Origin of the sequence: Streptomyces sp. NPDC127038 (genome assembly GCF_042725875.1) — a bacterium.
Classification (GTDB): Bacteria; Actinomycetota; Actinomycetes; order Streptomycetales; family Streptomycetaceae; genus Streptomyces.
In genome coordinates, this window is record NZ_JBHXDQ010000006.1 from 92,911 (window position 1) to 114,278 (window position 21,368).

A 21,368-nucleotide genomic window follows, 5' to 3' on the forward strand; every position below is an offset into this window, starting at 1 on the left:
TGCGGCTGCCCGTACCTGCCGCCCTCGGGTGGGGTGGGGTGGGGTGGAGTCGGAGTGTGTGCTGGGTCTGGGGGTGGGGACGCGAGCGGCGGGGGAGCCGACGGGTACCGGGGGACCGCGAGCGGTCGGTGTCAGCGCCCGGAGCTGTCGACTGGCGACGGCTCCGGAGGCGTGAGAGGGGTGCAGGAGCAGTTGGGGTCGCTCTCCCGGGTGACCGTGCCGTCCGGGTGCTTCTGGATATGCCGGTGGGCGAAGCTCGTGCTGGACGGCCGGGTCAGCGCGGTCGACCAGATCGGGTGGCCGGCGGCCGGGAGGACCGCTGCGGCGGTGTTCCTGTCGCCCGGCGCCGCGATGGAGCCGACCGCGCACACGCTCTGGCGGCGGTCGGTGTCGGGGCACTCCTCGAAGGCAACGGAGACCAGCTTGTGTGGCCGCAAGTGCCTTTAAAACAAGGGCTGTTGACGTCGAGGATGACCGCGTCCCCGGGTGTGAAGGCGACGGCCGCGCCGCCGCTCGCGTCCACGGTCACGGGACACTCCCGTGGCCGGTCGTCCGGGTGATCACCGCACGGGCCTGCCCCTTCACCCCGGCGGCGTGGCAGGCGTCGACCATGGCGGTGCACTGCCTCTCGTCCAGCGGGCCGATGAGGTTGCCGTCGACCGGCTGGCAGTCCTCCCGCCGCGGACGGCCGACGATACTGACCGAGTCCTCGGGCGGCGCGACCTGGACGGCGCCGTATCCGCCGGGCCGAGCAGGTTGGTGCACTCGGACGCCACGGAGTCCCCGTTCCACCGGAACAGGTTGGCGATGACACCGTCTCCCGTGCGCGGTGAGGCCGCTGCGGGCGTGCTGCCGACGACGCCGAGCGGCGGGACGGCCGTGAGGAGGACGGTGGAGGTGAGCGGGGCCCGCAGTCTCCGGTATCTGGGATCTGGGTGCTGCGGCGTGGAGGGTGGGGTACATGTTCGGCTCCGGGGGCAGTGCTGTGGGTGGGGGACCGTCAGCGGCGACGGTTGCCGCGACACCGGGACCCGACCCGGGAGCGCCACACCGCGCGGTCACGACAGTGCCACCGCGCGGAGGAGCCGACAAGACTCGTGGAAGAATTTGCTGCAAGTTTCTACAATGCATTTCACGTTGCTGTCGCCGCACACCGAGCCGGTGGCGGACAAGGCCCGCTCCTCACAGCCGTCGACGGTCGGCGTCCGCGCCGGCCGTGGATGTTGCGGACGAGGGGGAGGAGTTGAGCCGGCGGTCGGTGTCGGCCGGCACACGTCCAGTGCAGCGGCCGACTCGGACGGCGACACCGCTGCGTCACCCGTGCACCACGAGTCACACCTCCAACTAGTAGACGCAACAGCCTGGTTGGGGCACCGTGGACCCCGCTGTTGTACCGGCGCCGACCAGTGGAGGTACGTGGCGTGTCGGAGTTACGAGCGGCCGGGTCCTCCTACGCGCGTGAGTTGGCGGATCTGCTGCAGCGGCTCAAGTGCCGGGCGGACTGCAGCTATGAGGCACTGGCGCGCCGGTCGGGGGTAAGTAGTTCCGCCTTGCAACGCTACTGTTCGGGCGCCGGCGTGCCCAACGACTTCGCCCCCATCGCCCGCTTGGGCAGGGCCTGCGGGGCCGACCCCCGGGAACTCCTGGAGCTGCACCGGCTCTGGGTGCTCGTCGACACCGGCCGAAGACGCAGGGTGCCATGGGCCGAACCGGCCCCGAGCGCCGCCTCGGCTGCGGGGCCGGCTCCGGCTCCGGCGCGGATTCACGCCACCGCCGAAACCGAGGGGGCGGAGACGCCGGTCAGGTCACCGGACACCCAAGGAGAGTCGACGGCCCGCACACTGAACCCGCTCTTCCCGGCAGCCGAGTTGCCGACCGGCACGGACAGCTCCCTCACCCCGGGATCCCGGCCGGCGAGGGTGCCGTTCCGCCTCCGTCTGCGGCATCTGCGCCGATGGCCGGTCCTCATCGGTTGCCTGCTCGTCGTCGGCGTGACAGCGGCGGGCACCGTTCTGCTCACCGGCGGGCGTCCGGTCGGCGCCAGCGACTCACCGAACCGTCCGCTGCTGTCGGCCAAGTGCCGGTTCGTCGCCATGGGCCACCAGGACACCTGCGTCCGTGAGCTCCAACTCCGGCTCAGGCAGGCCGGACTCGACCTCGACGTCGACGGTGCCTTCGGCCCCATCACGCAGATGCGCGTCGTCGTCTTCCAGCTCCTCGCCGGGCTGGAGCCCAACGGAGTGGTCGACGACGACACCAAACACGCCCTCTACTCCGGCCGCGTCAAGGCGCATTCGTGGTCGCCCGAAAGGGTCGACCGGCGAGTCCGCGAAGTGTTCACCGAGGACGCGGACCGCGCCGGCGGCATCGCCAAGTGCGCCTCGAACCTGGACCCGCTGTACAGCCTCGGAAACACCAACGGCACCCGGAACTGGGGGGTGTTCCAGCTCTACGACGGCACCCTGCGGGAGCTGGGCGGCACGCCCCGCAAGGCGCTCGACCCCGAATGGAACATCCAGGCCGCCCACCGTCTGTGGGCCCGTACCCGCGACTTCCGGGCCTGGCCGTCGTGCGACAAGGCCTACCAGGCGGGAGTGTCGAAGTCGGGCAGGTCCAAGGGGCCGAAGGGCAAACCGGAGCCGAGCGCCACGCCCTGACCTCCTGGCCGAAGCCGCGGACCGCGCCGGCCGCGTCCCGGCTCCGCCCCAGCCCACCCGTCATCCCAGCCCACCACGTCACCGCAGGTGGAAAGGGGTGAGACAGCCCGCTGTCCCGATGTCCGGCAGATCGTTGGCCGCACCGCCCCGGACTGCCATCGTCCTCTTCCGTCGCCCACGGGCGGCCTCGACGAGACGAAAGGGCCAAGGATGGCGAGCAGTTCCCTGAATTCCGGCGGGCGGCCGTGCAGGCGGACGAGCCGACGGGCGGTGCTCTTGGGCGGGACGGTCGCGCTGGGTACGGGCATCTCGGCAGCGGCCGCGCGGTACGCCGGACCCGCGTGGGCCGCGGCGGAGCCGGTGATCTCCGGCTGCGGAGCTGGGGCGCCCGGCCGCCCTCCCAGCCGGTCACGGTGCACCCCGCGCGCCCGCACAAGGTGATCGTGCATCACACGGACAGCCCCAACGTCCAGGACGGCTCACAGGCGCACGCCTTCGCGCTCGCCCGGTCGATCCAGGACTCGCATCTGGGCCGGGGGTGGATCGACTCCGGCCAGCACTTCACCATCAGCCGCGGCGGACACGTCATGGAGGGCCGGCACCGCAGCCTGGAGACGCTGCTCGGCGGCGCCGCCACCGTCGAGAGCGCGCACACCACGGCACAGAACACGGTCGCCATCGGCATCGAGAACGAGGGCACGTACGACACCGCCCAGCCGCCCTCGGCGCTGTACGCGTCGCTCGTGGACCTGTGCGCCACCCTCTGCACCCGGTACGGCCTGCGGGCCTACCAGATCTACGGGCACCGGGACTTCAACGACACCGACTGCCCGGGCGACCTGCTGTACGCCCGCCTGCCGCAGCTGCGAGCCGACGTCGCCGCTCGCATCGGCGGCAGCGCGGCGGCCCCCGTCTGGCCCACGCTGACCGTGGGCGCCACCGGGGACCGCGTGCGCAGCCTCCAAGTACCTGCTTCGTCAGCACGGATCCGCGCTCCTCGTCAACGGGAGCTACGGCAGCGACACCGCGAACACCGTTCGGGCCTTCCAGGACGCCGTCAAGGCCGGAGTGGACGGTGTCGCCGGACGACAGACCTGGAACCAGCTCGTTGCGCCGCTCGCCACGGGCGGTTCCGGCGAAGCCGTCCGTGCCGTGCAGAGCCAACTGGCCGCGCGTGGCGCCGGACTGCTGGTCGACGGCGCCTTCGGGCCCTCGACCCGGTCGGCGGTGGCCTCCTTCCAGACCGGCGCGTCCCTGCCGGCCGACGGCGTCGTCGACGCCCGTACCTGGGGCGCGCTCGTCGCCTGAGGGCGTCCCGCCCGACTCATCATCAACCAGCCGAGGAGAAGCACTTGAACACGATGACCAAGCTGGCCGCCGCCCTGGGCGGCACAGTGCTCGCGACCGCAATCACGGCCACCGGCAGCTCCGCCTGGGCCGCACCCGACGCGCCAGCGGCCGCTGCCTCCCCGGCCGCTGCCTCTCCGGCCGCCGTGACCAAGCTCGGCCAGATGGACGCCGCGAACCGTCTCCGGGGCGCGGGAATCACCTGGTCGTCCAGCGGCAGCTGCACCGACCGCAACAACGCCCACTGCACGTCCTTCGAGCAGATCAACCTCGCGACGGTGCAGGGTGCCATCACGCTGAAGAACGCCAGCCGCTGTGCGCTCAACATCACCGGAGGCACGGAGACCGGGCACGCCTCCGGCACGTACAGCCACTGGAACGGCTACAAGCTCGACTTCAACCCGAACGCCTGTCTGAGTGACTACATCACCGGCACCTTCACCTACATCGGCAGGCGGGCGGGCGACGGCGCTCTGCAGTACCAGGCGGGCTCCGGAAACATCTACGCCCGCGAGAGCACCCACTGGGACGTCCTCTTCTACTCCTGCGGCTGCTGAACGCCTGCGCTCGTCACCCCTCACTCCAACGACCGGAGGATTCCCGCATGTTCGACAACCATAGTACTTCAGGCCACCGCGTGGCCGGCCGTCCCCGCACGACCGTGCGCCGTGCGGCCATGAGCACGGCCGCCGTCTGCCTGCTGGCCGCGGCGGGCGTCGCGGCGCTGCCCGCGACGCAGGCCTCCGCGACGACGTCCGCGTTGTGCTCGACCACACTCGGCCAAGGCGCGAGCGGGGCGTGCGTGTCCGCGCTGCAGACCAGACTCGACCAGCTCGGCGCCCACCTCACGGTGGACGGCTCCTTCGGTCCGGCCACCCGCCGTCGAGGCGTTCCAGGGCCGTGCCGACCTAGCCGTGGACGGTGTCGTGGGCCCGGCCACCCAGAACCGTCTCGGCAATCCGGGATCGGTGGACCTGAACACCCGGTCCGCCGCTCAGATCGAGACGATGATCCGCCAGGCTTTTCCCGACAACCTGGAAGCCAAGGCGATCCGCGTCGCCCGCTGCGAGTCCGGCCTCGACGAGATAGCCGTCGGCCGCAACAACAACGGATCGCGAGACTTCGGCGTGTTCCAGTTCAACAACGGCGGGACGCTGGAGTCCTACCTCGGCACCACGTCGCGTGCCCTGGACGCTCCGCAGAACATCGCCGCCGCCTACCGTCTCTACCAAGCCCGGGGCTGGCAGCCCTGGACCTGCCGCAACGCCTGACCCCTCCCCGAGCGGCTGCGGCCTCGTCCCTTTTCGAGCCCCCTCCCCGAACGACCCCCGGACGAGGTCGCGCCGTCGGCGGACCGGGTGCTGGAGTTGCGCGACGGCACGCTGGTCTGACCGCGGCGGGGGGCCGCACGGGCGCACCGGTGGGTGTCACCAGGCGCCAGACAGCACGCCGCGTTGTGAGCGGGTGAGCCGGTGTCAGCGGGTTGGGGCTGCCAAGACGAACAGCTCTGGCATTTACAGCCGTTTGGGCAGGCTCCGCGGGGAATCCTTCAGGAGGTGTCATGGCAAAGGTCACCATTAGCCTGGACAGTGATCCGGCCATCGAGGTCATGCTGCCGGCCGGCACCAGGTGCCCGCAGGACGCTGTCGAGTTGATCGTCCGGGACTGCCTGGCACGGGGGCACCGCACCGAGGCCCGTGCCTGTAGGGCCGCCGACCAGGATCGCCTCGCCGACCGGCGGACAGCGCCGGAAGAGGGCCGATGAGCTCTTCAGGTGAGGTCGGCATGTCGGCTGGTGATTGAAGGTCCTTCTGGGCAGGGTCCGGCTGGTGTCCATCGATCTTGCTTCCGACGACCTGCGGGAGCGAATGGCTCCACTGCTGCCGGAGCGGCCGCCCCGACGTCGCCGTCGTCCCGGACGGCCGCCGGTGCCGGACCGCGTTGCGCCGGCGGGCATCGTGTACGTGCTGTGCAAGGGAGTGGCCTGGTCGACGTGCCGGTCCGGAAAAGGGAGGAGTTCCCAGCCGCGAGGATGGCGCCAATGCAGTGGCAGTCAATCCGCTCTCCGCAGAGGAAGTTTTCGGTGGGCGGGCAGCACCCCCCCCGGAAACGCATATTGCGCGCACGGCCGCAGACTGAATCCTGCTACATAACGGTGGTAAGCGTGGACAGCAGCTCGATGCAGGTGGACGCGATTACATAGGATTCCCCGGACCAGCGGCACTTCAAGTCGTGCGGTTCGAATTCCGCGCAGGCGATGAATATCGTGGATTTCGCGTAAACGCTCCAATTGCGGAAGGCCTCCATGGACGGAGTGCCGCACCGTGCTCGCATCGCGGCAGGGACGGTCGGAGGCCTGTCCTGGCCTTGTCGCACGGCGGTCCGTGGCGAGTAGGGGTATGAGTGGAGAGGGGGGCCGTGGCAACCCGGTCACCCCGGTCACCGACCGTCCGGAGAAGCTGCGGACAGTCAGACTGTCGGCACGTCCTTCTGACCCTCCCGGCTCCCGTGCGGCATCGCGGGCAGTGCTGTTGACCTGGAGCAAGACGTCGTCGAGCGGTGGTCACGGTCACACGGGTAGGCCGCTGGCGTCAGCAGTGGAAAGGAGCCAACGCGATGACTCCAGCGGAGCGGCGTACACAGCGACCTGGCCGGTCGGTGGAGGCATCCTCGGGTCCGAGCGGCCTGATGGACCTGTTGGGCGTCGCCGTGGTGCTGCTGGAGGCAGACGGCCGCATCGACATGTGGAGCCCAGAAGCCGAGCAGCTGTTCGGGTACAGCGCCGGTGAGGCGATCGGGCAGCTCGCGGCCCCCCTTCTCCTGGACCCGGCGAACCATGACGCCGCGATGTCGGTCTTCGCTGAGGTGATGGACACGGGCCGGGCCTGGGCCGGCGCTTTCCCCGTCCGGCACAAGGACGGCAGCACCCGACTGGTCGAATTCCGAAACGTGCGACTCACGGACAGCCTCGGGGATCATTACGCACTGGGGTTGGCGACCGACCGCTTCAGGCTGTGGCAGGTGGAGCGCAAGCTGGCGCTGTCCACTCGGTTGGTCACCCAGGCGCCGATCGGGCTGGCGATTCTGGACGCCGACCTACGGTACGTGGTTGTGAACCCGGCCCTGGCGTCGATGCACGGTGTGGCCGAGGCCAGTCACGTCGGTCGAGGTTTTGGTGAGATTCTGCCTGGTGCGCCGTTCGAGGCTGCGGAGTCCGCCATGCGGCGTGTGCTGGAGGCCGGAGTGCCCGTCCTCGACGAGCAAGTGGTGGGCCGCACGCGTGCCGACCCGAAGCGTGACCACGTCTGGACGATGTCGATGTACCGGCTGGAGGATCAGCACAGCAACGTTCTGGGTGTTGCCAACGTGGTAGTCGATGTCACTGACCGGTATGAGGCGGCCAGAAAAGCCGACCAGGCCCAACAGCGTCTGCGTCTGGTGGCCAGCGGTTCCGCCCGCATCGGTACCACCTTGGAAATAGAGCAAACCGCGCAGGAACTGGCCGACGTCATGGTGCCGGAAATAGCCGATATGGTTGCCGTAGATCTCCTGGACTCGATACTGCAAACGGGGCGCTCGAATACGGGCGAAAGTCCGGCGCTCTTTCGTGCCTTGGCGGTCAAGACGGCGTACCCCACCAATGCATCCCAGGCGATCGTGCCTCCCGGCCGGCTCGCCACGTATCACGCCGACCATCCTGCGGCTCATGTCGTCCGCACCCGCAAGCCCCACTTGATGAGCCACCTGGATCGCGGCGACCATGGGAAGATCGCCGCCGACCCCGAGGCCGCCCGCTTGCTCGCCGAGGCCGGCGTACATACAGACCTGGCAGTCCCCCTCATCGCTCGGGGGAAACTCATCGGCGTCATGGGCCTGGCTCGCGCCCGTAATCCCCTGCCCTTCGACGAGGACGATGTCACCCTTGCCTGTGAACTCGCCTCGACCGCAGCGTTGAGCATCGACAACGCGGTTCTTCACCATCACATCCGCAGCACCGCCGAAACACTCCAGCGCAGCCTGCTCCCACAGCTCGTGCCCCACTATCCTGGCCTGGAGATTGCGGCCCGCTACCTGCCCGCCCAAGTGTTCAGCGAGGTGGGCGGCGATTGGTACGACGCTGTCCCGCTCCGCGACGACCGCACCGCTCTCGTGGTCGGCGATGTCATGGGCAGCGGCATCGAGGCCGCTACGACGATGGGCCGATTGCGCACTGCCACCTCGACCCTGGCCAACCTCGACCTTGAGCCTGCACGCGTTCTCGCACACCTCGACGAGATTATTCTCGGTCTGGACCCCTACATCGCCACCTGCTTGTACGCGGTCTACGACGCCCGCCGCGCCAGCCTCCAGGTGGCTTGCGCCGGTCACCTGCCTCCGGTCCTGGTCCCGCATCACGGGTCCCCCAGGCTTCTCGATCTCCCCACTGGCGCCCCGCTCGGCGTTGGTGGAGCTCTTTTCGAGACGACCGTCCTGGACCTGCAACCCGGCGATCAATTGGTGCTCTACACCGACGGATTGGTCGAAACGAGAAGTGACCCGATCGACGAACGACTGGACGACCTCCGCCTCCTCCTGGCACAACGAGACCGTTCCCCGGAAGAAACGTGCGACCGCCTGCTGAAACAACTCCGGCACCCTGAGGGTCACGATGACGTTGCTCTGTTGATTGCACGGGTACGACAATTGCCGGCTCCCAGCAGCACGTGAATCCTGACGACGTACCAGGAGCCACCCGGGAGCAGAGGCGCAGGACCGATCGCCGGTAGCCGTACGGGTCCCGGCGGCCGGCCCCCTGTTCGGTGCGGTGATGTGAATGGCAGGTCAGGTCGCTCCGGTAGCGAAGTGCTCGGTGCCCAGCTCGGTGAGCAGGGCGAGTCCTTCGTGGCTCTCCGTTTCGGGGGTGGCAGTGCTTGCGGGCCGCCGGGTCAGTGAACGAGCGATACGTCACGCTGCGAAGGTTGCCGGTGTCCGGCGTCTGATCGCCGAGCAGCGCCACCGGGCGAAGTCCGCTGCAGCGTTTCGCCGAGCGGGCCCCTTCCCTCGTCGGTCGCCAGCCTCAACACCGTCCCCGGCAGCATCTTCGCCGCCTACGTCGCCGCCGCCTACAGCCAGGTCTACCCCGACATCTCGTTCAACCGTAAGTCGCTGAGTTGCCTGCACCGGTGAGATCAGCCCGTCGAGCCACCGTCGGAGCCGAAGTGACGGTTGACCGCTTGGGGCATCCGGTGGGCCACCTCATTGCCCAGGTGCTCGAACTCCTGGCGCAGGAAAGGAGAGGCGAGCCGTGCCAGGCCGTGGAACTCGATACGGGTATTGGACGGCCATCGCTCCACGGCCGGTCCGCATGCCGGTCGTCACGCGTCGAGCACGATGCGAGCGGCCAGGACAGACGCCGTGGCCGCCCGCACGTCACTTGAGGAGCGGCCGGTCAGGGTTTGGCGGAGTAGGTGACGCCGGCGAGGTTCTGGGCGGCGGAGCCCCACACCTGGTCGTAGAGGGAGGTGTCGATGCCGAGCGTGTAGAGAAGCCACGCGGTCGTGATGCCGGAGGTCAGCTTCTGCTGCGCGGCGCGGGTGATGGTTCCGCTGTCGCAGCCGAAGCCGGAGCTGTCCTCGAATCCGCAGTGGAATCCACCGGATATCACGCGCAGTTGGGTGCCTGAGGGTGTGGCGTCGTACATCTTCTGCTGGTTGCTGGCGACACCCGCGATGGAGTCGGAGCTGCCCGCGACGTACTGCGCGGGGACGGTGAGGGTTGCGGCGGCGGCGATGGCCGAGGGGTTGGTCTCGGCGGCCGCGAGGGTGGTCACGGATGTGACCGCCGGGTTGCGGCTTGCCGCGAGCAGGGCCGCTCCGCCGCCCATCGAGTGCCCCGCAAGGGCGTACCGGGTCGTGTCCACCCGGCCCGCGAACCGTGAGCCCGGGGTCGTGTTCTGCGCGGTGAGCCAGGTCAGGCCGGCGTTGAGGTCGTCGGCGAACGCCGAGTGCTGGGGGAACAGGCCGCCCTGGGACTTGGGGACGACGGTGATGACACCCCAGGAAGCGTAGTGCCCGAGGAGGCTCTCGTACTGGGTGATGGCCTGGAAGAAGCCGTGTCCGAAGGCGAGGCCGGGGTGTGTTCCGGTGGCGACCGGTGCGTTGGCGCCCGCCGTGGTGCCGGGGTACCAGACCCGCGCACTGTAGGAACGGCCCGCGGCGGACACGGTGAGATCGGTGTACGCGACGGGGAACGATCCCGGGGCGGAGGGGTCCACTGCCCGCACTGAGGGTGCCGCCGGGGACGAGTGGGCGGCTGGAGCGAGAGTGAAGGCGGCTGCCGCGGTGAGCAGCACCGCGGTCATGGACCGCAGGAGAGTACGGAACACGAGATCACCTTTTCTGTGGGGGGTGAAACAGTGATGTCCGGTGGTGCGTCTCCGTGGTGTACGGGTGTTCTCCGGCCGTCTGGCCGAAGGAGCAGGTCGCTCGGGAACATCCGTGACCCGAACCCGACCGGTGCGTCGGGAGTCGGCTATCTGAAGGGTGACGGGAGAGCGCCGTGCGTCGCGGGCCTGCGGCCGTGAGGTCGCGGTGGTCACGAACCACCCGCGGCTGTGCGGCGTGGAGACCGCTCAGCCGCCGAAGCGCAGCGTGAGGTCGCTGAGGATGAGGCTCGGCAGGGGCTCACGGTGCGCGAGCGAGCCGAGCCTGCTGTCGGCCGGGACCGTCCACGCGGCCCGCGCGAGCCGCAGGGAGGCGTTGCTGCGGACGCGGCTGGTCTTGAGCCGGCCGTTGAGCGTCTGGGTCAGCTTGTAGGCCAGTGGCCAGCGCCCCGGCAGGCGTCCCCGCTCGGCGTAGTGGCCCGCCGCGAGCGCGCCGTCGCCGGACTTGGCGGCGAACGACGCGCCGTCCGCTCGCCGCACCTCGAAGGTCGCCATCTGCTTGGGAATGCCCCAAAGGGCCCGGCCGCCGGTCATGGAGGGCTCGTTGTCGACCCAGATGTCCGTGATGCAGGCGCGGGGGTGCACGCCCTGGCGTACGAGGACGGCTCGCAGGAGTTCGTTGTAGCGCAGGACGCTGTCGTTCTCGTAGACGACCCAGGCCGCGCCGACCAGGCCGCGATCGGCGATGGTGACGGGGCGGGTGCCGGAGGCTACGGGTGGCAGGTCCGCGCACGGCACGAGCCAGAGGGTCAGGTACATCTGGCCGGCCAGGTGCCAGGGCTCATTCGAGTAGGGGGTCATTCCGGGTCCGTTCCGTGGGGGAGGGGAGGCGCAGAGCGCCCGGGGCGGTGTCCGGGACGGCTGGGCGACGCGGTGGGACGGGAGTGACATGCACGTAGGGATCCACGGGTGCGGGGCGTGGGTCGGTGTCTCCTTCGTTGGGCCACAGGGCGGTCGCCCGCTCGGCGAAGGCGGTGATGGTGAGCGAGGGATTGACGCCGAGGTTCGCCGAGATGGTGAATCCGTCGATGACGGGCAGGCCGGAGCAGCCGTGGAGGCGGTGGCAGGGGTCGATGACGCCGGTCTCTGCGCTGTCCCCGACGGTGCAGCCTCCGATGAGGTGCCCGGTGGTGGGGACGTCGAACAGGTCCGCCCAGGTGCCGCAGGCCTGGCCACCTATCAGGTCGGCGGCGCCGCGGGCGGCACGGTGACAGGCCGGTATCCAGGTCGGGCTGGGGGTGCCCTCACCGGGCCGGCTGCTGAGCCGGCGCCGTCCGGTCGGGCCACGCTGCACGTAGGTGGTGACCGAGTTGTCGAGGCTCTGCATGACCAGCGGGACCACCGACTGCTGTGCCCAGCGGCGCGGGCTGTGGAGCGCGGGCAGACGGCGGGTGTTCGACGCCGTGGCGCGAAGTCCCAGGAGCAGGCGCGACCTGCCGGGCTCGGGATCGACGAGCAGGGCGCCGAGCAGTCCGAGCAGGTTGCTGCCGCGGCCGTAGCGGACCGGTTCGATGTGCGTGGTGTCGTCCAGGTGGACGGACGAGGTGATGGCGACGCCTCGGGAACAGTCCGCGTCGCGCCGTCGTGCCCGGACCCCCAGGATGGCTTCCGAGTCGGTGCGGGTCAGCTGCCCGAGACGCGGTGAGATGCCGGCGAGCGATCCGTTGTCCTTGAGCGTGTGCAGCAGGCGCTGGGTGCCCAGTGCGCCGGCCGCGAAGATCACGTGGCGGGCGGTCAGGGTTCGCCGCCCTCTCGCCCGGAGGACGCCGGTGCGGAGGGAGGTGACGGCCCAGAGGCCGTCGGCGCGCCGGGCGTTCGTCAGCGTACGCCGCTCCAGGACGCGGGCTCCGGCCCGTTCGGCCAGACCGAGATAGTTCTTCGGCAGGGTGTTCTTCGCGTTGTTCTGGCAACCGGTCATGCAGGCACCGCAGTTGAGGCATGCGTTGCGGGTCGGTCCGGCGCCGCCGAAATAAGGGTCGGGCACCGTCGCTCCGGGCGGCCCGAAATGTACACCGGACCGGGGTCGGGCGGAAGGTGTCGCCGCAGCCGAACCCGTCCGCTGTGTCCCTGAGCAGCCGGTCGGCCTCGGTGAACACGGGATTGGTGGTGACGCCGAGCATGCGGCGGGCCTGGGCGAAGTAGGGCGCCAGTTCGCGGCGCCAGTCCCCGAGGGAAGCCCAGTGCGAGCCTTCGTAGAACGCTCTCGGTGGTTCGTAGAGTGTGTTGGCGTAGCCGAGGGATCCGCCGCCGACACCGGCGCCGCTGAGCACGAGGATGTTGCCGAGCAGGGGGGTGCGCAGGATGCCGGTGCAGCCGAGGCGTGGTGCGAACAGGTAAGGGCGAAGACGCCAGGACGTCCGGGGGAAGTCGGTGTCGCTGAAGCGCCGGCCGGCTCCAGGACCGCGACGCGATAGCCCTTTTCGGTGAGGCGCAGCGCGCTGACGCTGCCCCCGAACCCGGAGCCGATGACCAGAACGTCGAAGTCCGCGGTGGTCATCGGTCGTCTCTGGCCCTGTAGTCGGCCAGCAGTGGGTGGACGAGACGTTTGAGGTTCTCGCGTCGCACCTCGGGGTGGGCTCCGGTGAGCGCCAGGGGGCCGTCCAGGCCGGGGGCGTGCGCGACGAGCGCTAGGTGGGGCAGGAGCACGAGGAGCAGGGATAGCAGCGCATCGAGGTCGGCGTCCTTGTGCAGGTCCCCTGCGGCGACAGCCCGTTCGAGGAGGGGGAGCAGGCCGGCCAGGTAGATGGCGTTCACCGGCACTCGGACCGCGCCCCGGACGGTCGGGTCCATCTCCATGTTCGTGGCGGCGGTCACTCCGCGTTCAAGGGGTCTGCCGGCGAAGAAGTCGAGCCACGCCTCCAGTGCGTCGACGAGGTGGGTCGCGAAGTCCGTGGTCCCGTCGTACTCGTCGAGCCAGGGCCGCATGTGCGCGTAGATGCGCAGCGAGGTCTGCTCGGCGACGTAGGTGAACAGGTCGAGCTTGCCGGAGAAGTACTGGAAGAGTGAGCCCTTGGCGACGCCCGCCTCGCGGGCGATGACGTTGAGGCTGCCTGTGGAGTAGCCGTGGGTGCCGAACTCGTCCATCGCCGCCACCAGAACGCGCTCGCGGCGGGCTGGTGACAGCCGGCTCCAGGTAGGCGTGGGCATGCCAATCCTCCATGATGACCGGGCGGTCACATGACCGCCCGGTCATCATGGAGGCGCTCGACGAGAGCTGTCAACGGGCGTGTCGTGCTTGCCTGTTGGTCGCTGTGGCACCCGTTGACGAGGCTCTGTGAGCCCATCGGCCTGTGATCGGTCGACGTATGACCGAGTGGTCACAAGAGAGTTGGCATGCAGAGGGTGTGTGTGATCGGGGCCGGTTCGTCCGGGATCGCCGCCTGCCAGGTTCTCGCATCTCGCGGAATCGCCTGCGACTGCTTCGAGCTGGGAGCGCCGCCTGCCACAGCAGGGTCATCAGCAACCCTGCGCGGACAGGACACCTGCACGACAGACGGCTCCGTCCGCCACCAGCGGTCGGAGCCGCCAGGCCATAGCGCCCGGACCGCTCCGGCCGGCCGCCGGCCGATCTCGCCCCGGTCGCCCAGAAGCCTGTCGCGAAACCGGTGTCGTGGGCCGACCGCACCATGTCCGGTGCGTCCAGCTCCCGGACCCGCTCCGCTGCCGGCGGCCCGTCGGCGCAGGCACGCCTACGAGCCGCGACCCACACCCCGAGCGGATACCCACCCACACCGGGTCCGCCGACTGGCACCACGCAGGTGCAGGGCACGCGCAGCTCCGTGGTGCCGGTCTCCCGCAGCCATCGGGTGGCGGCTTCGACGCCGCGCCGCCAGTAGGTGCTTTCCGGGTCGATGACGCCCGAGGCGGTCTTCATCCGAATCCGCGTCCTGACAGGCCTGTCCGAGGCGATCCGGGGCAGACGGCGGTGGACCCGGGGCGAAGCGCGGCCCGGGCGGAATACGAGAAGAACCGCGCTGCCCCTGGGAGTCCCCGATGCCCACCGCCGTACCGGACGGAGCTGCCGAAATCACGCGCAGCCCCGCCGAAACAGTGAGCCCCGCGCGCTCGTTCGCACTGCCCCGCGGCACCGGCCGGACCACGGCCCGCATCGCCGCACTGACCGCGTGCCAGGCCGCGTCGATGGTGGGCCTCGGACTGCTGATCACCGGTCCCGCCCGCGGGCTGTGGCCGGTGACGGCCGAGGACACGGTCAACGAACGCCTCGAACAGGCCCGCACCTCCACCCTCACCACGCTGTCGTCCATCGCCTCGGAGGCCGGCAACACCCTCACCATCGTCACCATCACGCTCCTGGCCTGTCTGAGCCTGCTCCTGATACCCCGGCTCCCGATGTGGCGTCAGGCGGCCTTCCTCGCTGTCGCCGTCTCACTCCAGTCGCTGGTCTTCCTGGCCATCACCGAGTCCGTGGACCGCCACCGGCCGGACGTGCACCGCCTCGACGCCTCACCGCCCACTTCGAGTTACACCTCCGGACACACCGGGGCGGCGACCGCCCTCTACGCGGGCCTGGCGGTTCTCGCGCTGTCCCGGCTCCGCGGGCCGTGGCGCAAGGTCGTGGCGGGACTGCTGCTGCTCCTGCCGCTGCTCGTGGGCCTCGCCCGGCTCTACCGGGGCATGCATCACCCCACGGACGTTCTGGGCGGCCTCGCCAACGGCGGGCTGTCCCTGCTGATCGTGGGGCGGGCTCTGCTGGTCGACCGGTCCGTGACCGCGGCCCCGTCCGCGGCCGCCGTTGCCACCGCGCGGACCGGCGAGGAGCTTCCGCCCGGCACGACCGCCGTGATTCTCAATCCCACGGTGACGGACGAGAACCAGCGCCACGAACTGCGGCACACCCTCGAACGGCACGGCCACCGAGAACCCGTCTTCCTGGAGACCACCGCGGACGATCCCGGGGCCGGACAGACGGCTCGCGCCCTCCGCGAGGGCGCGGCACTCGTCGTCGTCTGCGGTGGCGACGGAACGATCCGCGCCGTCGCCGACACCCTCGCGGGAAGCGGTGTCCCCCTGGCCCTCGTCCCCTGCGGCACCGGCAATCTGCTGGCCCGCAATCTCGGTCTGCCGCTCTCCCCGGTCGCCGCGCTCGAAGCCGCGCTGAGCGGCGCTCCGCACCGGCTCGACCTCGGAAGCATCGAGGGCGACGGCCTGCCCGCCACCGGGTTCGCCGCGATGGCCGGCGCCGGACTCGACGCCGCGATGATGGAGCACACGGATCCGCGGGCCAAGGCGGCCCTCGGCTGGCCGGCCTACGCGCTGGCCGGCTTCGGGACACTGCGCACGCCCCGGATGCGGGTGACGATCCGGCTCGACGGATCCCCGGCCTTCCGCCGCACCGCCCGTATGGTGCTCATCGCCAACGTCGGAACCGTGCAGGGCGGGGTGACCCTCCTGCCCGCCGCCCGCCCCGACGACGGGCTGCTCGACCTCCTGGTCCTCGACCCGCGCGGACCGGGCGGCTGGCTGCGGGCCGTGCGGACCCTGCTGCGCGGGCGCGCCACGCCGCCACAGCCGTCCACCGCCCGAACCCTCAAGGCCGCGGGCGAGGACCACGACGGGGTTCCCGTGGAGTTCCTCACCTTCCGGCGCGCCGACCTCACCTTCGACACGCCCCAGTCCCGGGAACTCGACGGCGATCCGGTCAACCCGGGCAGACGTCTCACCGCCGAGGTCCGGCCCGGCGCACTGACCGTCCTGCTGCCCTCCTCGGAGAAGTGACATGGGCACCGCGACCAAGGTCCCGGAGACCCGTGCCATGTCCGGCGAGGAGCTCTCCGCGGATGAGGCCCTGGCGTCGCTGCGCCGGTACGGCGGCCTGGCCCTGCTGCGCGACGCGTTCATCCGGTTCCGCTACGCCGACGGGTTCAGCCACTCCCGTGCGCTCGCCCTCCAGACGGTCCTGGCCCTGATCCCGCTCGCCATCGCGTTCGTGGGGCTGTCCTCGGCCCTGCACACCGAGGACGTAGGCAGGGTCGCCGAGCTGACGATCCGCCGCATCGCAGCGGGCCCGAGCGCCGACGTCGTCGACGACGCGCTGCGCCGCAGCCGGCACACGGCGGGCGACGGGGCACAGGTCGCCCTGTGGTTCGGGCTGGGCTTCTCCCTGGTCAACGTGACCACCGCGATGTGCCAGATAGAGCGGGGCGCCAACCGCATCTACGGGAACGAGCGCGATCGCGTCTTCCACCAGAAGTACCTGCGCGGTCTGGTCATGTCCCTGAGCGCGGGAATCCCGCTCGGCCTCGGTTTCGTCCTGATGGTGGCAGGCGGCGACCTGGCGTCGGCCGTCGTGACGGTCTACCACCTCAACGGAGGCGCCAAGACCGCCTGGGACATGCTGCGTTGGCCTTCCGGCCTGCTTCTCGCCCTGATCTCGGCCAGCGCAATCTTCCGCCGCTCGCCCCGGCGGCGCCAGCCCGGCTACACCTGGCTGGCCTTCGGCGCCGCCGTGTACCTGGTCCTGTGGACGGCTCTGACCTGGCTGCTGAGCCTCTATCTCGGAATCAGCGGCAGCTTCGACACGGTCTACGGCCCCCTCAGCGCCTTCATGTCGCTGCTGCTCTGGGCCTATCTGACCTCCATCGCCCTCTTCCTCGGACTGTCCTTCGCCGCGCAGCTGGAGGCATCACGGGCTCGGCGCCCCGGTCCGATCCAACCCGATCCGGGAGTCTGAATGCCGGCGCGCGCAAAGGTCCGGAGCCCGCAGGACCGCCGCCAGACGGCCGACCGCCGATTCGGCGCCCGGCTGCTCGGCTCGGCCGCGGCTGCCGCGATCACCGCGGTGCCGTTCGGCCTGCTCCTCGTCCTGGTCGAGGGACAGTGGCAGCCCCTGCGCCGACTGGACACGGGAGCCGCTCGCCGGTTGCACGAGATTGCGCTGGAGCATCCCGCGTGGACGAGCGCGCTGCGCTTCCTCTCCGACCGGGTCTGGGACCCGGTCACGTTGCGGACGGCTGTCGCCCTGCTGACCCTCTGGCTCTTGTACCGCCGGGCATGGCGTCTGGCCGCGTGGTCCACGGTGGCGGCCGTGGCCGGCGGCTGCATCGGACTTCTGGTGAAGACGGTCGTCGAGCGGGCACGTCCGTCACTGGAGGATCCCGTGGCACGGGCGCCCGGGTTCTCCTTTCCGTCGGGCCATGCGATGACCGCAACCACCTCGTTCGCGATCCTGCTGCTGGTCCTGCTGCCGATGGTGCCGCGCTCGTGGCGCGCGCCGTGCTGGGGCGCAGCCGTGTTCTCCGTCGTCGGCGTCGGCTTCACCCGCGTCGCCCTGGGTGTTCACTGGTTCAGCGACGTACTGGGCGGCTGGCTGCTCGGGCTGGCGGTCGTCGCCCTCACCGCCTGGGCGTTCGAGGCCTGGCGGGCCGACACGGGAAGGCGCCCTGCCGACGTCACCGAAGGCCTGGAACCCGAACTCACCGACGAACGGCCCGAGGCCGGGACCTGCGTGTGAGCCCTCGCCCTCAGCCCGATCGATGGCTGAGGATGCCTCTGTCGATCGGTGGAAGCCCATCCGGGTCCGCCGCAGCGAGGCGTCGAGTACATCCGCCCGAAGCTCCCGCTTGCTGCGCATCGCGTTGAACCCGTCGACCGCCAAGTGGGAGAAGACGCCGTCGTCCAAGATGTCCAGAAGCTCCCGGGCGATGCTCGACTTCCCTGAGCTGGGCGTACCGGCGGGCCTCCAACGGCCCGTACCAGGGGCGTTTGTATGTCCGCGCACCGTCCCGGGCGACCGGTGGACACCGACCGCCTCCACCACCATGACGCCGGAGGGGCCGCTGACGCGCTTCACCAAGAAGGTCAGTAGCTAGGTGTGCTGACAGCGGCGCCGACACCGTGGGCAGGCCCGGTCGGCGAGTACGAGGAGCCGTCGGGTCAGGCACGCTGGTTCAACTGGGCTCCGGCAGCGGTCAGTCGGGCGTACCAGGCGCGCATCAGCGCCGCCGCGCCGCCGTTGAGCAAGTGGTCCACTGCGCCGCCGGACGCGGCCGGGTCCGGTGATCCACGTCCGGCGTCCTCCAAGGCCCGCTGTTGCTCGGCACTCGGTGCGGGGGACAGGGAGGCGCCCCGCCCCACGAGCGCGTAGCGCCGTCCGTCGACCGTCAGCACGAGGGTGCCGAGCCGGGTGAGGCGGCAGGTGACCGCGCGTGGATCGGCCAGCAGAACAGTGCCGAGGGAGCGGTCCCGGACCTGTAGACCGTTAGGGCGCAGGGTGACCAGGACAGGCTCGCAGCGGGCACCGTTCCATATGCTGCGCCGCCAGTGCACGATCCCCGAGTGTCCGGTTTCTATGCTCATGCCACAGATCATGGCATGGACACGAACCCTCCTGTCACGGGTGCGGCGCGGGCGAGGTCCGGGATCGCATGGTCCGACAGCACCATGGCCTGCTCCGGGCGCCTGGGCAACGGCAGCGGCGAGATGAGCCAAAGGCATCACCAGACCGGCCCAGATCGCTGCAGCCGTCTGGAACCGCTGACGCAACGCCTCAAAGGCTCCTGGCGAATCCAGAATTCGAAAGTGGCTCGGCCGAGCCGACTTCTGTTCCCGCGTGGGCCGGTCTCTCCAATGGCGTCGCGGCGCGATCAGGATCAAGACGGCTGCGTTTTAGCGCGGTGCCTGACGGCTTGCCATCGGCGTTCGTAGTCGAGTCGTGGTTGAGGATGCCGTCGGCGGTAACGGTGTGAGGTCTCACCGTTGTTGCGGTGACTGCGTTCTGTTGAACTGCGGTGAGGCAAGTCGATTGCGACGGATTTCCGACCCTGTGCGAGCCGATTGACCTGCGGTCCCGCCGGTTGGGTGAGACTGCCGCGGATGCAGTGAGAACACCTACGGTGGCGACGCTGGGGGAGTGTCCGACATGTTGATCACCCCTGCAGCTCGGGAACGCTTCGCATGTCACCTCTTCGCTGCCCGAGGGCCATCGGCTGCGACCGACTGCGTGGCGACTCGGGCGGCGGCTGACTCCCGTGCCCGGCTTCGATACTCGCGAGGCCGGGCACGGGAGTCAGGGGTCGTGCTGCCGGGGCTCAGGCGTCGATGATGACGGGGATGATGAGGGGCCTGCGGCGGTAGGTGCGAAACGCCCAGTTCGCCACGGCGCGGGCGATGAGCTGTTCGAGTTGGATCGCGTCCCCGACGCCTTCGTCGGCGGCGGTGGCCAAGGTCTTCTCGATGACGGGGATGACCGGCTCGAAGGTGGTGTCGTCATGGGCGAAGCCGCGGGCCAGGAAGTCGGGGGTTTCGGCGAGGGTGCCGGTGTCGGCGTCGACGATGGCCACCACCGTGACCACACCCTCTTCCCCAAGCGTGCGGCGGTCCTTGAGGGAGGCTTCGGTGACGCCGCCGACCTCCATCCCGTCCACGTAGACGTAGCCTGCGGGGACCTTCCCGGTGATGGACGCGCGGCCGTCGACGAGGTCGACGACGACGCCGTCCTCGGCGATGACGACCCGGTCCGGGTCGACACCGGTACGGATGGCGAGGTCGCCGTTGGCCTGCAGGTGGCGCCATTCGCCGTGCACGGGCATGACATTGCGGGGTTTGACGATGTTGTAGCAGTAGACGAGTTCGCCGGCGCTGGCGTGCCCGGAGACGTGGACCTTGGCGTTGCCCTTGTGGACCACGTGGGCGCCCCACCGGGTAAGACCGTTGATGACGCGGTAGATGGCGCTCTCGTTGCCGGGGATGAGGGAGCTGGCGAGCAGGACGGTATCGCCCTTGCCGATACGGATCTGGTGGTCGCGGTTGGCCATCCGTGACAGCGCGGCCATCGGTTCGCCCTGGGAGCCGGTGCACACCAGAGTGATCTTGTGGTCCGGGAGCTTCTCCAGTTCCTTCGCGCTCACGACCAGACCGGAGGGGACCTTCAGATAGCCCAGGTCACGGGCGATTCCCATGTTGCGGACCATCGACCGGCCGACGAAGGCGACCTTGCGGCCGTGCTGGTGGGCGGCGTCCAGGACCTGTTGGATGCGGTGCACATGGCTGGCGAAGCTGGAGACGATGACCCGGCGCGGCGCGGTACGCAGCACCTGCTCGATCGCCGGGTTCAGCTCACGCTCGGAGGTGGTGAAGCCGGGTACTTCGGCGTTGGTGGAGTCGGTGAGGAACAGGTCCACGCCCTCCTCGCCGAGGCGGGCGAAGGCACGCAGATCGGTGATGCGGTCGTCGAGAGGGAACTGGTCCATCTTGAAGTCGCCGGTGTGCAGCACCATCCCGGCGCCGGTGCGGATCGCGACCGCGAGGCCGTCCGGGATGGAGTGGTTGACCGCCACGAACTCGCAGTCGAAGGGCCCGAAGCTGCGCCGGTCGCCCTCCCGCACACGCACCGTGCGCGGCCGGATGCCATGTTCCTTGAGCTTGGCCTCCAAGAACGCCAGCGTCAGCTTGGAGGCGACGATGGGAATGTCGGACCGCTCGCGCAGCAGGTAAGGCACGCCGCCGATGTGGTCCTCGTGGCCGTGGGTGAGGACCACGGCCACGATGTCGTCCAGCCGGTCCCGGATGGAGGTGAAGTCCGGAAGGATCACGTCTACGCCGGGCTGGGTCTCTTCGGGGAACAGCACGCCGCAGTCGACGATGAGCAGTTTGCCGGCGTGCTCGAAGACGGTCATGTTGCGGCCGATCTCGCCCAGGCCGCCCAGGGCGATGACCCGCAGCCCTCCTTCGGGAAGAGGCGGAGCGGCTTTCAGCTCGGGGTGCGGATGACTCATGCCTGGACGTTACCCGGAGAGTGGAACGAGATGATCCATTGCCCGGGCGATCTCTTCCTCCTGCCGACGAATCGAGCGGTGCCGGCAGCAGGCCGACGACCGCCTCACCAGCCGCCTGCGGCACCACCCAGGGCTTCCTCCGCGCGATCGGCGAAGCCCGCCTGAGCACCCCGCTGCGGGGCGGCGGGAGCAACCCGGTCAGACGGCTAG

Annotated in this window: 18 protein-coding genes and 6 pseudogenes; 13 read left to right on the plus strand and 11 right to left on the minus strand. The window is 70.0% G+C overall.

What is annotated here, in order from left to right:
* Positions 1 to 131: 131 nt before the first annotated feature.
* Together ACFWI4_RS06700 and ACFWI4_RS06705 are read right to left on the minus strand one after the other, a co-directional pair.
* On the minus strand, positions 132 to 437 hold the full coding sequence (locus tag ACFWI4_RS06700) for a carbohydrate-binding module family 20 domain-containing protein (RefSeq protein ID WP_387191703.1): 306 nt from the start codon (positions 435 to 437) through the stop codon (positions 132 to 134).
* A gap of 88 nt (positions 438 to 525) precedes the next feature.
* Complete coding sequence (locus ACFWI4_RS06705; RefSeq protein ID WP_387191705.1) at positions 526 to 765, minus strand: hypothetical protein; 240 nt, start codon at positions 763 to 765, stop codon at positions 526 to 528.
* A gap of 656 nt (positions 766 to 1,421) precedes the next feature.
* Here ACFWI4_RS06705 and ACFWI4_RS06710 point away from each other — a divergent pair.
* From ACFWI4_RS06710 to ACFWI4_RS06750, 9 genes and pseudogenes are all read left to right on the plus strand, one after another.
* Complete coding sequence (locus tag ACFWI4_RS06710) at positions 1,422 to 2,657, plus strand: peptidoglycan-binding protein (RefSeq protein WP_387191707.1); 1,236 nt, start codon at positions 1,422 to 1,424, stop codon at positions 2,655 to 2,657.
* Positions 2,658 to 3,100: 443 nt separating this feature from the next.
* Positions 3,101 to 3,436 (plus strand): annotated as a pseudogene (locus ACFWI4_RS06715) (peptidoglycan recognition family protein); the annotation flags it as partial.
* Between the two features lie 190 nt (positions 3,437 to 3,626).
* Positions 3,627 to 3,704, plus strand: a pseudogene (locus ACFWI4_RS06720) (hypothetical protein); the annotation flags it as partial.
* A 21-nt stretch (positions 3,705 to 3,725) separates the two neighbouring features.
* Positions 3,726 to 3,965: a peptidoglycan-binding protein gene (locus ACFWI4_RS06725; RefSeq protein WP_387191901.1), complete on the plus strand. Its 240-nt coding sequence runs from the start codon at positions 3,726 to 3,728 to the stop codon at positions 3,963 to 3,965.
* Between the two features lie 53 nt (positions 3,966 to 4,018).
* A complete protein-coding gene (locus tag ACFWI4_RS06730) occupies positions 4,019 to 4,561 on the plus strand; it encodes a hypothetical protein (RefSeq protein WP_387191903.1) in 543 nt (180 codons plus the stop codon).
* A 330-nt stretch (positions 4,562 to 4,891) separates the two neighbouring features.
* Positions 4,892 to 4,948 (plus strand): annotated as a pseudogene (locus ACFWI4_RS06735) (hypothetical protein); the annotation flags it as partial.
* 24 nt (positions 4,949 to 4,972) lie between these two features.
* A complete protein-coding gene (locus ACFWI4_RS06740) occupies positions 4,973 to 5,275 on the plus strand; it encodes a hypothetical protein (protein WP_387191905.1) in 303 nt (100 codons plus the stop codon).
* Between the two features lie 290 nt (positions 5,276 to 5,565).
* Positions 5,566 to 5,769 carry a hypothetical protein gene (locus ACFWI4_RS06745; RefSeq protein WP_387191709.1) on the plus strand — a complete coding sequence of 68 codons (204 nt, stop codon included), beginning with the start codon at positions 5,566 to 5,568 and terminating at the stop codon, positions 5,767 to 5,769.
* 851 nt (positions 5,770 to 6,620) lie between these two features.
* Positions 6,621 to 8,711, plus strand: a complete 2,091-nt coding sequence (locus tag ACFWI4_RS06750; protein WP_387191711.1) for a SpoIIE family protein phosphatase — start codon at positions 6,621 to 6,623, stop codon at positions 8,709 to 8,711.
* Positions 8,712 to 9,172: 461 nt separating this feature from the next.
* Here ACFWI4_RS06750 and ACFWI4_RS06755 read toward each other — a convergent pair whose 3' ends face one another.
* The 6 genes and pseudogenes from ACFWI4_RS06755 to ACFWI4_RS06780 all read right to left on the minus strand — a co-directional run bounded on the left by ACFWI4_RS06755 (position 9,173) and on the right by ACFWI4_RS06780 (position 14,299).
* The gene (locus ACFWI4_RS06755) at positions 9,173 to 9,337 is read right to left on the minus strand and encodes a hypothetical protein (protein WP_387191712.1); all 165 of its coding nucleotides are present in this window, start codon (positions 9,335 to 9,337) and stop codon (positions 9,173 to 9,175) included.
* A 95-nt stretch (positions 9,338 to 9,432) separates the two neighbouring features.
* Positions 9,433 to 10,368: an alpha/beta hydrolase family protein gene (locus ACFWI4_RS06760; protein WP_387191714.1), complete on the minus strand. Its 936-nt coding sequence runs from the start codon at positions 10,366 to 10,368 to the stop codon at positions 9,433 to 9,435.
* Between the two features lie 246 nt (positions 10,369 to 10,614).
* Positions 10,615 to 11,226: an acetoacetate decarboxylase family protein gene (locus tag ACFWI4_RS06765; RefSeq protein ID WP_387191716.1), complete on the minus strand. Its 612-nt coding sequence runs from the start codon at positions 11,224 to 11,226 to the stop codon at positions 10,615 to 10,617.
* A pseudogene (locus ACFWI4_RS06770) lies at positions 11,207 to 12,922 on the minus strand (GMC oxidoreductase). Before ACFWI4_RS06770 ends, ACFWI4_RS06765 begins: the two are co-directional and overlap by 20 nt.
* A complete protein-coding gene (locus tag ACFWI4_RS06775) occupies positions 12,919 to 13,572 on the minus strand; it encodes a TetR/AcrR family transcriptional regulator (RefSeq protein WP_387191718.1) in 654 nt (217 codons plus the stop codon). The pseudogene ACFWI4_RS06770 and the gene ACFWI4_RS06775 overlap by 4 nt, the downstream one beginning before the upstream one ends.
* Before the next feature lie 70 nt (positions 13,573 to 13,642).
* Positions 13,643 to 14,299: a helicase associated domain-containing protein gene (locus ACFWI4_RS06780; RefSeq protein WP_387191720.1), complete on the minus strand. Its 657-nt coding sequence runs from the start codon at positions 14,297 to 14,299 to the stop codon at positions 13,643 to 13,645.
* A gap of 119 nt (positions 14,300 to 14,418) precedes the next feature.
* Here ACFWI4_RS06780 and ACFWI4_RS06785 point away from each other — a divergent pair, with 119 nt between their 5' ends.
* The 3 genes from ACFWI4_RS06785 to ACFWI4_RS06795 are packed head-to-tail and all read left to right on the plus strand — an operon-like array spanning position 14,419 to position 17,896.
* Positions 14,419 to 16,161 (plus strand): diacylglycerol kinase family protein, encoded by a 1,743-nt coding sequence (locus tag ACFWI4_RS06785; RefSeq protein ID WP_387191721.1) that lies wholly within the window; start codon positions 14,419 to 14,421, stop codon positions 16,159 to 16,161.
* Position 16,162: 1 nt separating this feature from the next.
* Complete coding sequence (locus ACFWI4_RS06790) at positions 16,163 to 17,116, plus strand: YihY/virulence factor BrkB family protein (RefSeq protein ID WP_387191723.1); 954 nt, start codon at positions 16,163 to 16,165, stop codon at positions 17,114 to 17,116.
* The gene (locus ACFWI4_RS06795; protein ID WP_387191725.1) at positions 17,117 to 17,896 is read left to right on the plus strand and encodes a phosphatase PAP2 family protein; all 780 of its coding nucleotides are present in this window, start codon (positions 17,117 to 17,119) and stop codon (positions 17,894 to 17,896) included.
* Positions 17,897 to 17,929: 33 nt separating this feature from the next.
* On the opposite strand, the pseudogene ACFWI4_RS06800 reads toward ACFWI4_RS06795, so the two are convergent.
* The 3 genes and pseudogenes from ACFWI4_RS06800 to ACFWI4_RS06810 form a co-directional block, all read right to left on the minus strand.
* Positions 17,930 to 18,163 (minus strand): annotated as a pseudogene (locus ACFWI4_RS06800) (hypothetical protein); the annotation flags it as partial.
* Positions 18,164 to 18,318: 155 nt separating this feature from the next.
* Complete coding sequence (locus ACFWI4_RS06805) at positions 18,319 to 18,741, minus strand: hypothetical protein (protein ID WP_387191726.1); 423 nt, start codon at positions 18,739 to 18,741, stop codon at positions 18,319 to 18,321.
* 731 nt (positions 18,742 to 19,472) lie between these two features.
* Positions 19,473 to 21,158: a ribonuclease J gene (locus ACFWI4_RS06810; RefSeq protein WP_385392075.1), complete on the minus strand. Its 1,686-nt coding sequence runs from the start codon at positions 21,156 to 21,158 to the stop codon at positions 19,473 to 19,475.
* 119 nt (positions 21,159 to 21,277) lie between these two features.
* On the opposite strand from ACFWI4_RS06810, the pseudogene ACFWI4_RS06815 reads away from it, so the two are divergent.
* Positions 21,278 to 21,352 (plus strand): annotated as a pseudogene (locus tag ACFWI4_RS06815) (MerR family transcriptional regulator); the annotation flags it as partial.
* Positions 21,353 to 21,368: the final 16 nt, after the last annotated feature.

What these genes read in the sequence shown, in the direction of transcription:
- ACFWI4_RS06790 (WP_387191723.1), top strand. Translation starts at nt 16,163, where the DNA reads ATGGGCACCGCGACCAAGGTCCCGGAGACCCGTGCCATGTCCGGCGAG.
- ACFWI4_RS06805 (WP_387191726.1), bottom strand. Translation starts at nt 18,741, where the DNA reads ATGAGCATAGAAACCGGACACTCGGGGATCGTGCACTGGCGGCGCAGC.
- ACFWI4_RS06765 (WP_387191716.1), bottom strand. Translation starts at nt 11,226, where the DNA reads ATGACCCCCTACTCGAATGAGCCCTGGCACCTGGCCGGCCAGATGTAC.
- ACFWI4_RS06775 (WP_387191718.1), bottom strand. Translation starts at nt 13,572, where the DNA reads ATGCCCACGCCTACCTGGAGCCGGCTGTCACCAGCCCGCCGCGAGCGC.
- ACFWI4_RS06785 (WP_387191721.1), top strand. Translation starts at nt 14,419, where the DNA reads ATGCCCACCGCCGTACCGGACGGAGCTGCCGAAATCACGCGCAGCCCC.
- ACFWI4_RS06795 (WP_387191725.1), top strand. Translation starts at nt 17,117, where the DNA reads ATGCCGGCGCGCGCAAAGGTCCGGAGCCCGCAGGACCGCCGCCAGACG.
- ACFWI4_RS06750 (WP_387191711.1), top strand. Translation starts at nt 6,621, where the DNA reads ATGACTCCAGCGGAGCGGCGTACACAGCGACCTGGCCGGTCGGTGGAG.
- ACFWI4_RS06780 (WP_387191720.1), bottom strand. Translation starts at nt 14,299, where the DNA reads ATGAAGACCGCCTCGGGCGTCATCGACCCGGAAAGCACCTACTGGCGG.
- ACFWI4_RS06730 (WP_387191903.1), top strand. Translation starts at nt 4,019, where the DNA reads ATGACCAAGCTGGCCGCCGCCCTGGGCGGCACAGTGCTCGCGACCGCA.
- ACFWI4_RS06745 (WP_387191709.1), top strand. Translation starts at nt 5,566, where the DNA reads ATGGCAAAGGTCACCATTAGCCTGGACAGTGATCCGGCCATCGAGGTC.
- ACFWI4_RS06810 (WP_385392075.1), bottom strand. Translation starts at nt 21,158, where the DNA reads ATGAGTCATCCGCACCCCGAGCTGAAAGCCGCTCCGCCTCTTCCCGAA.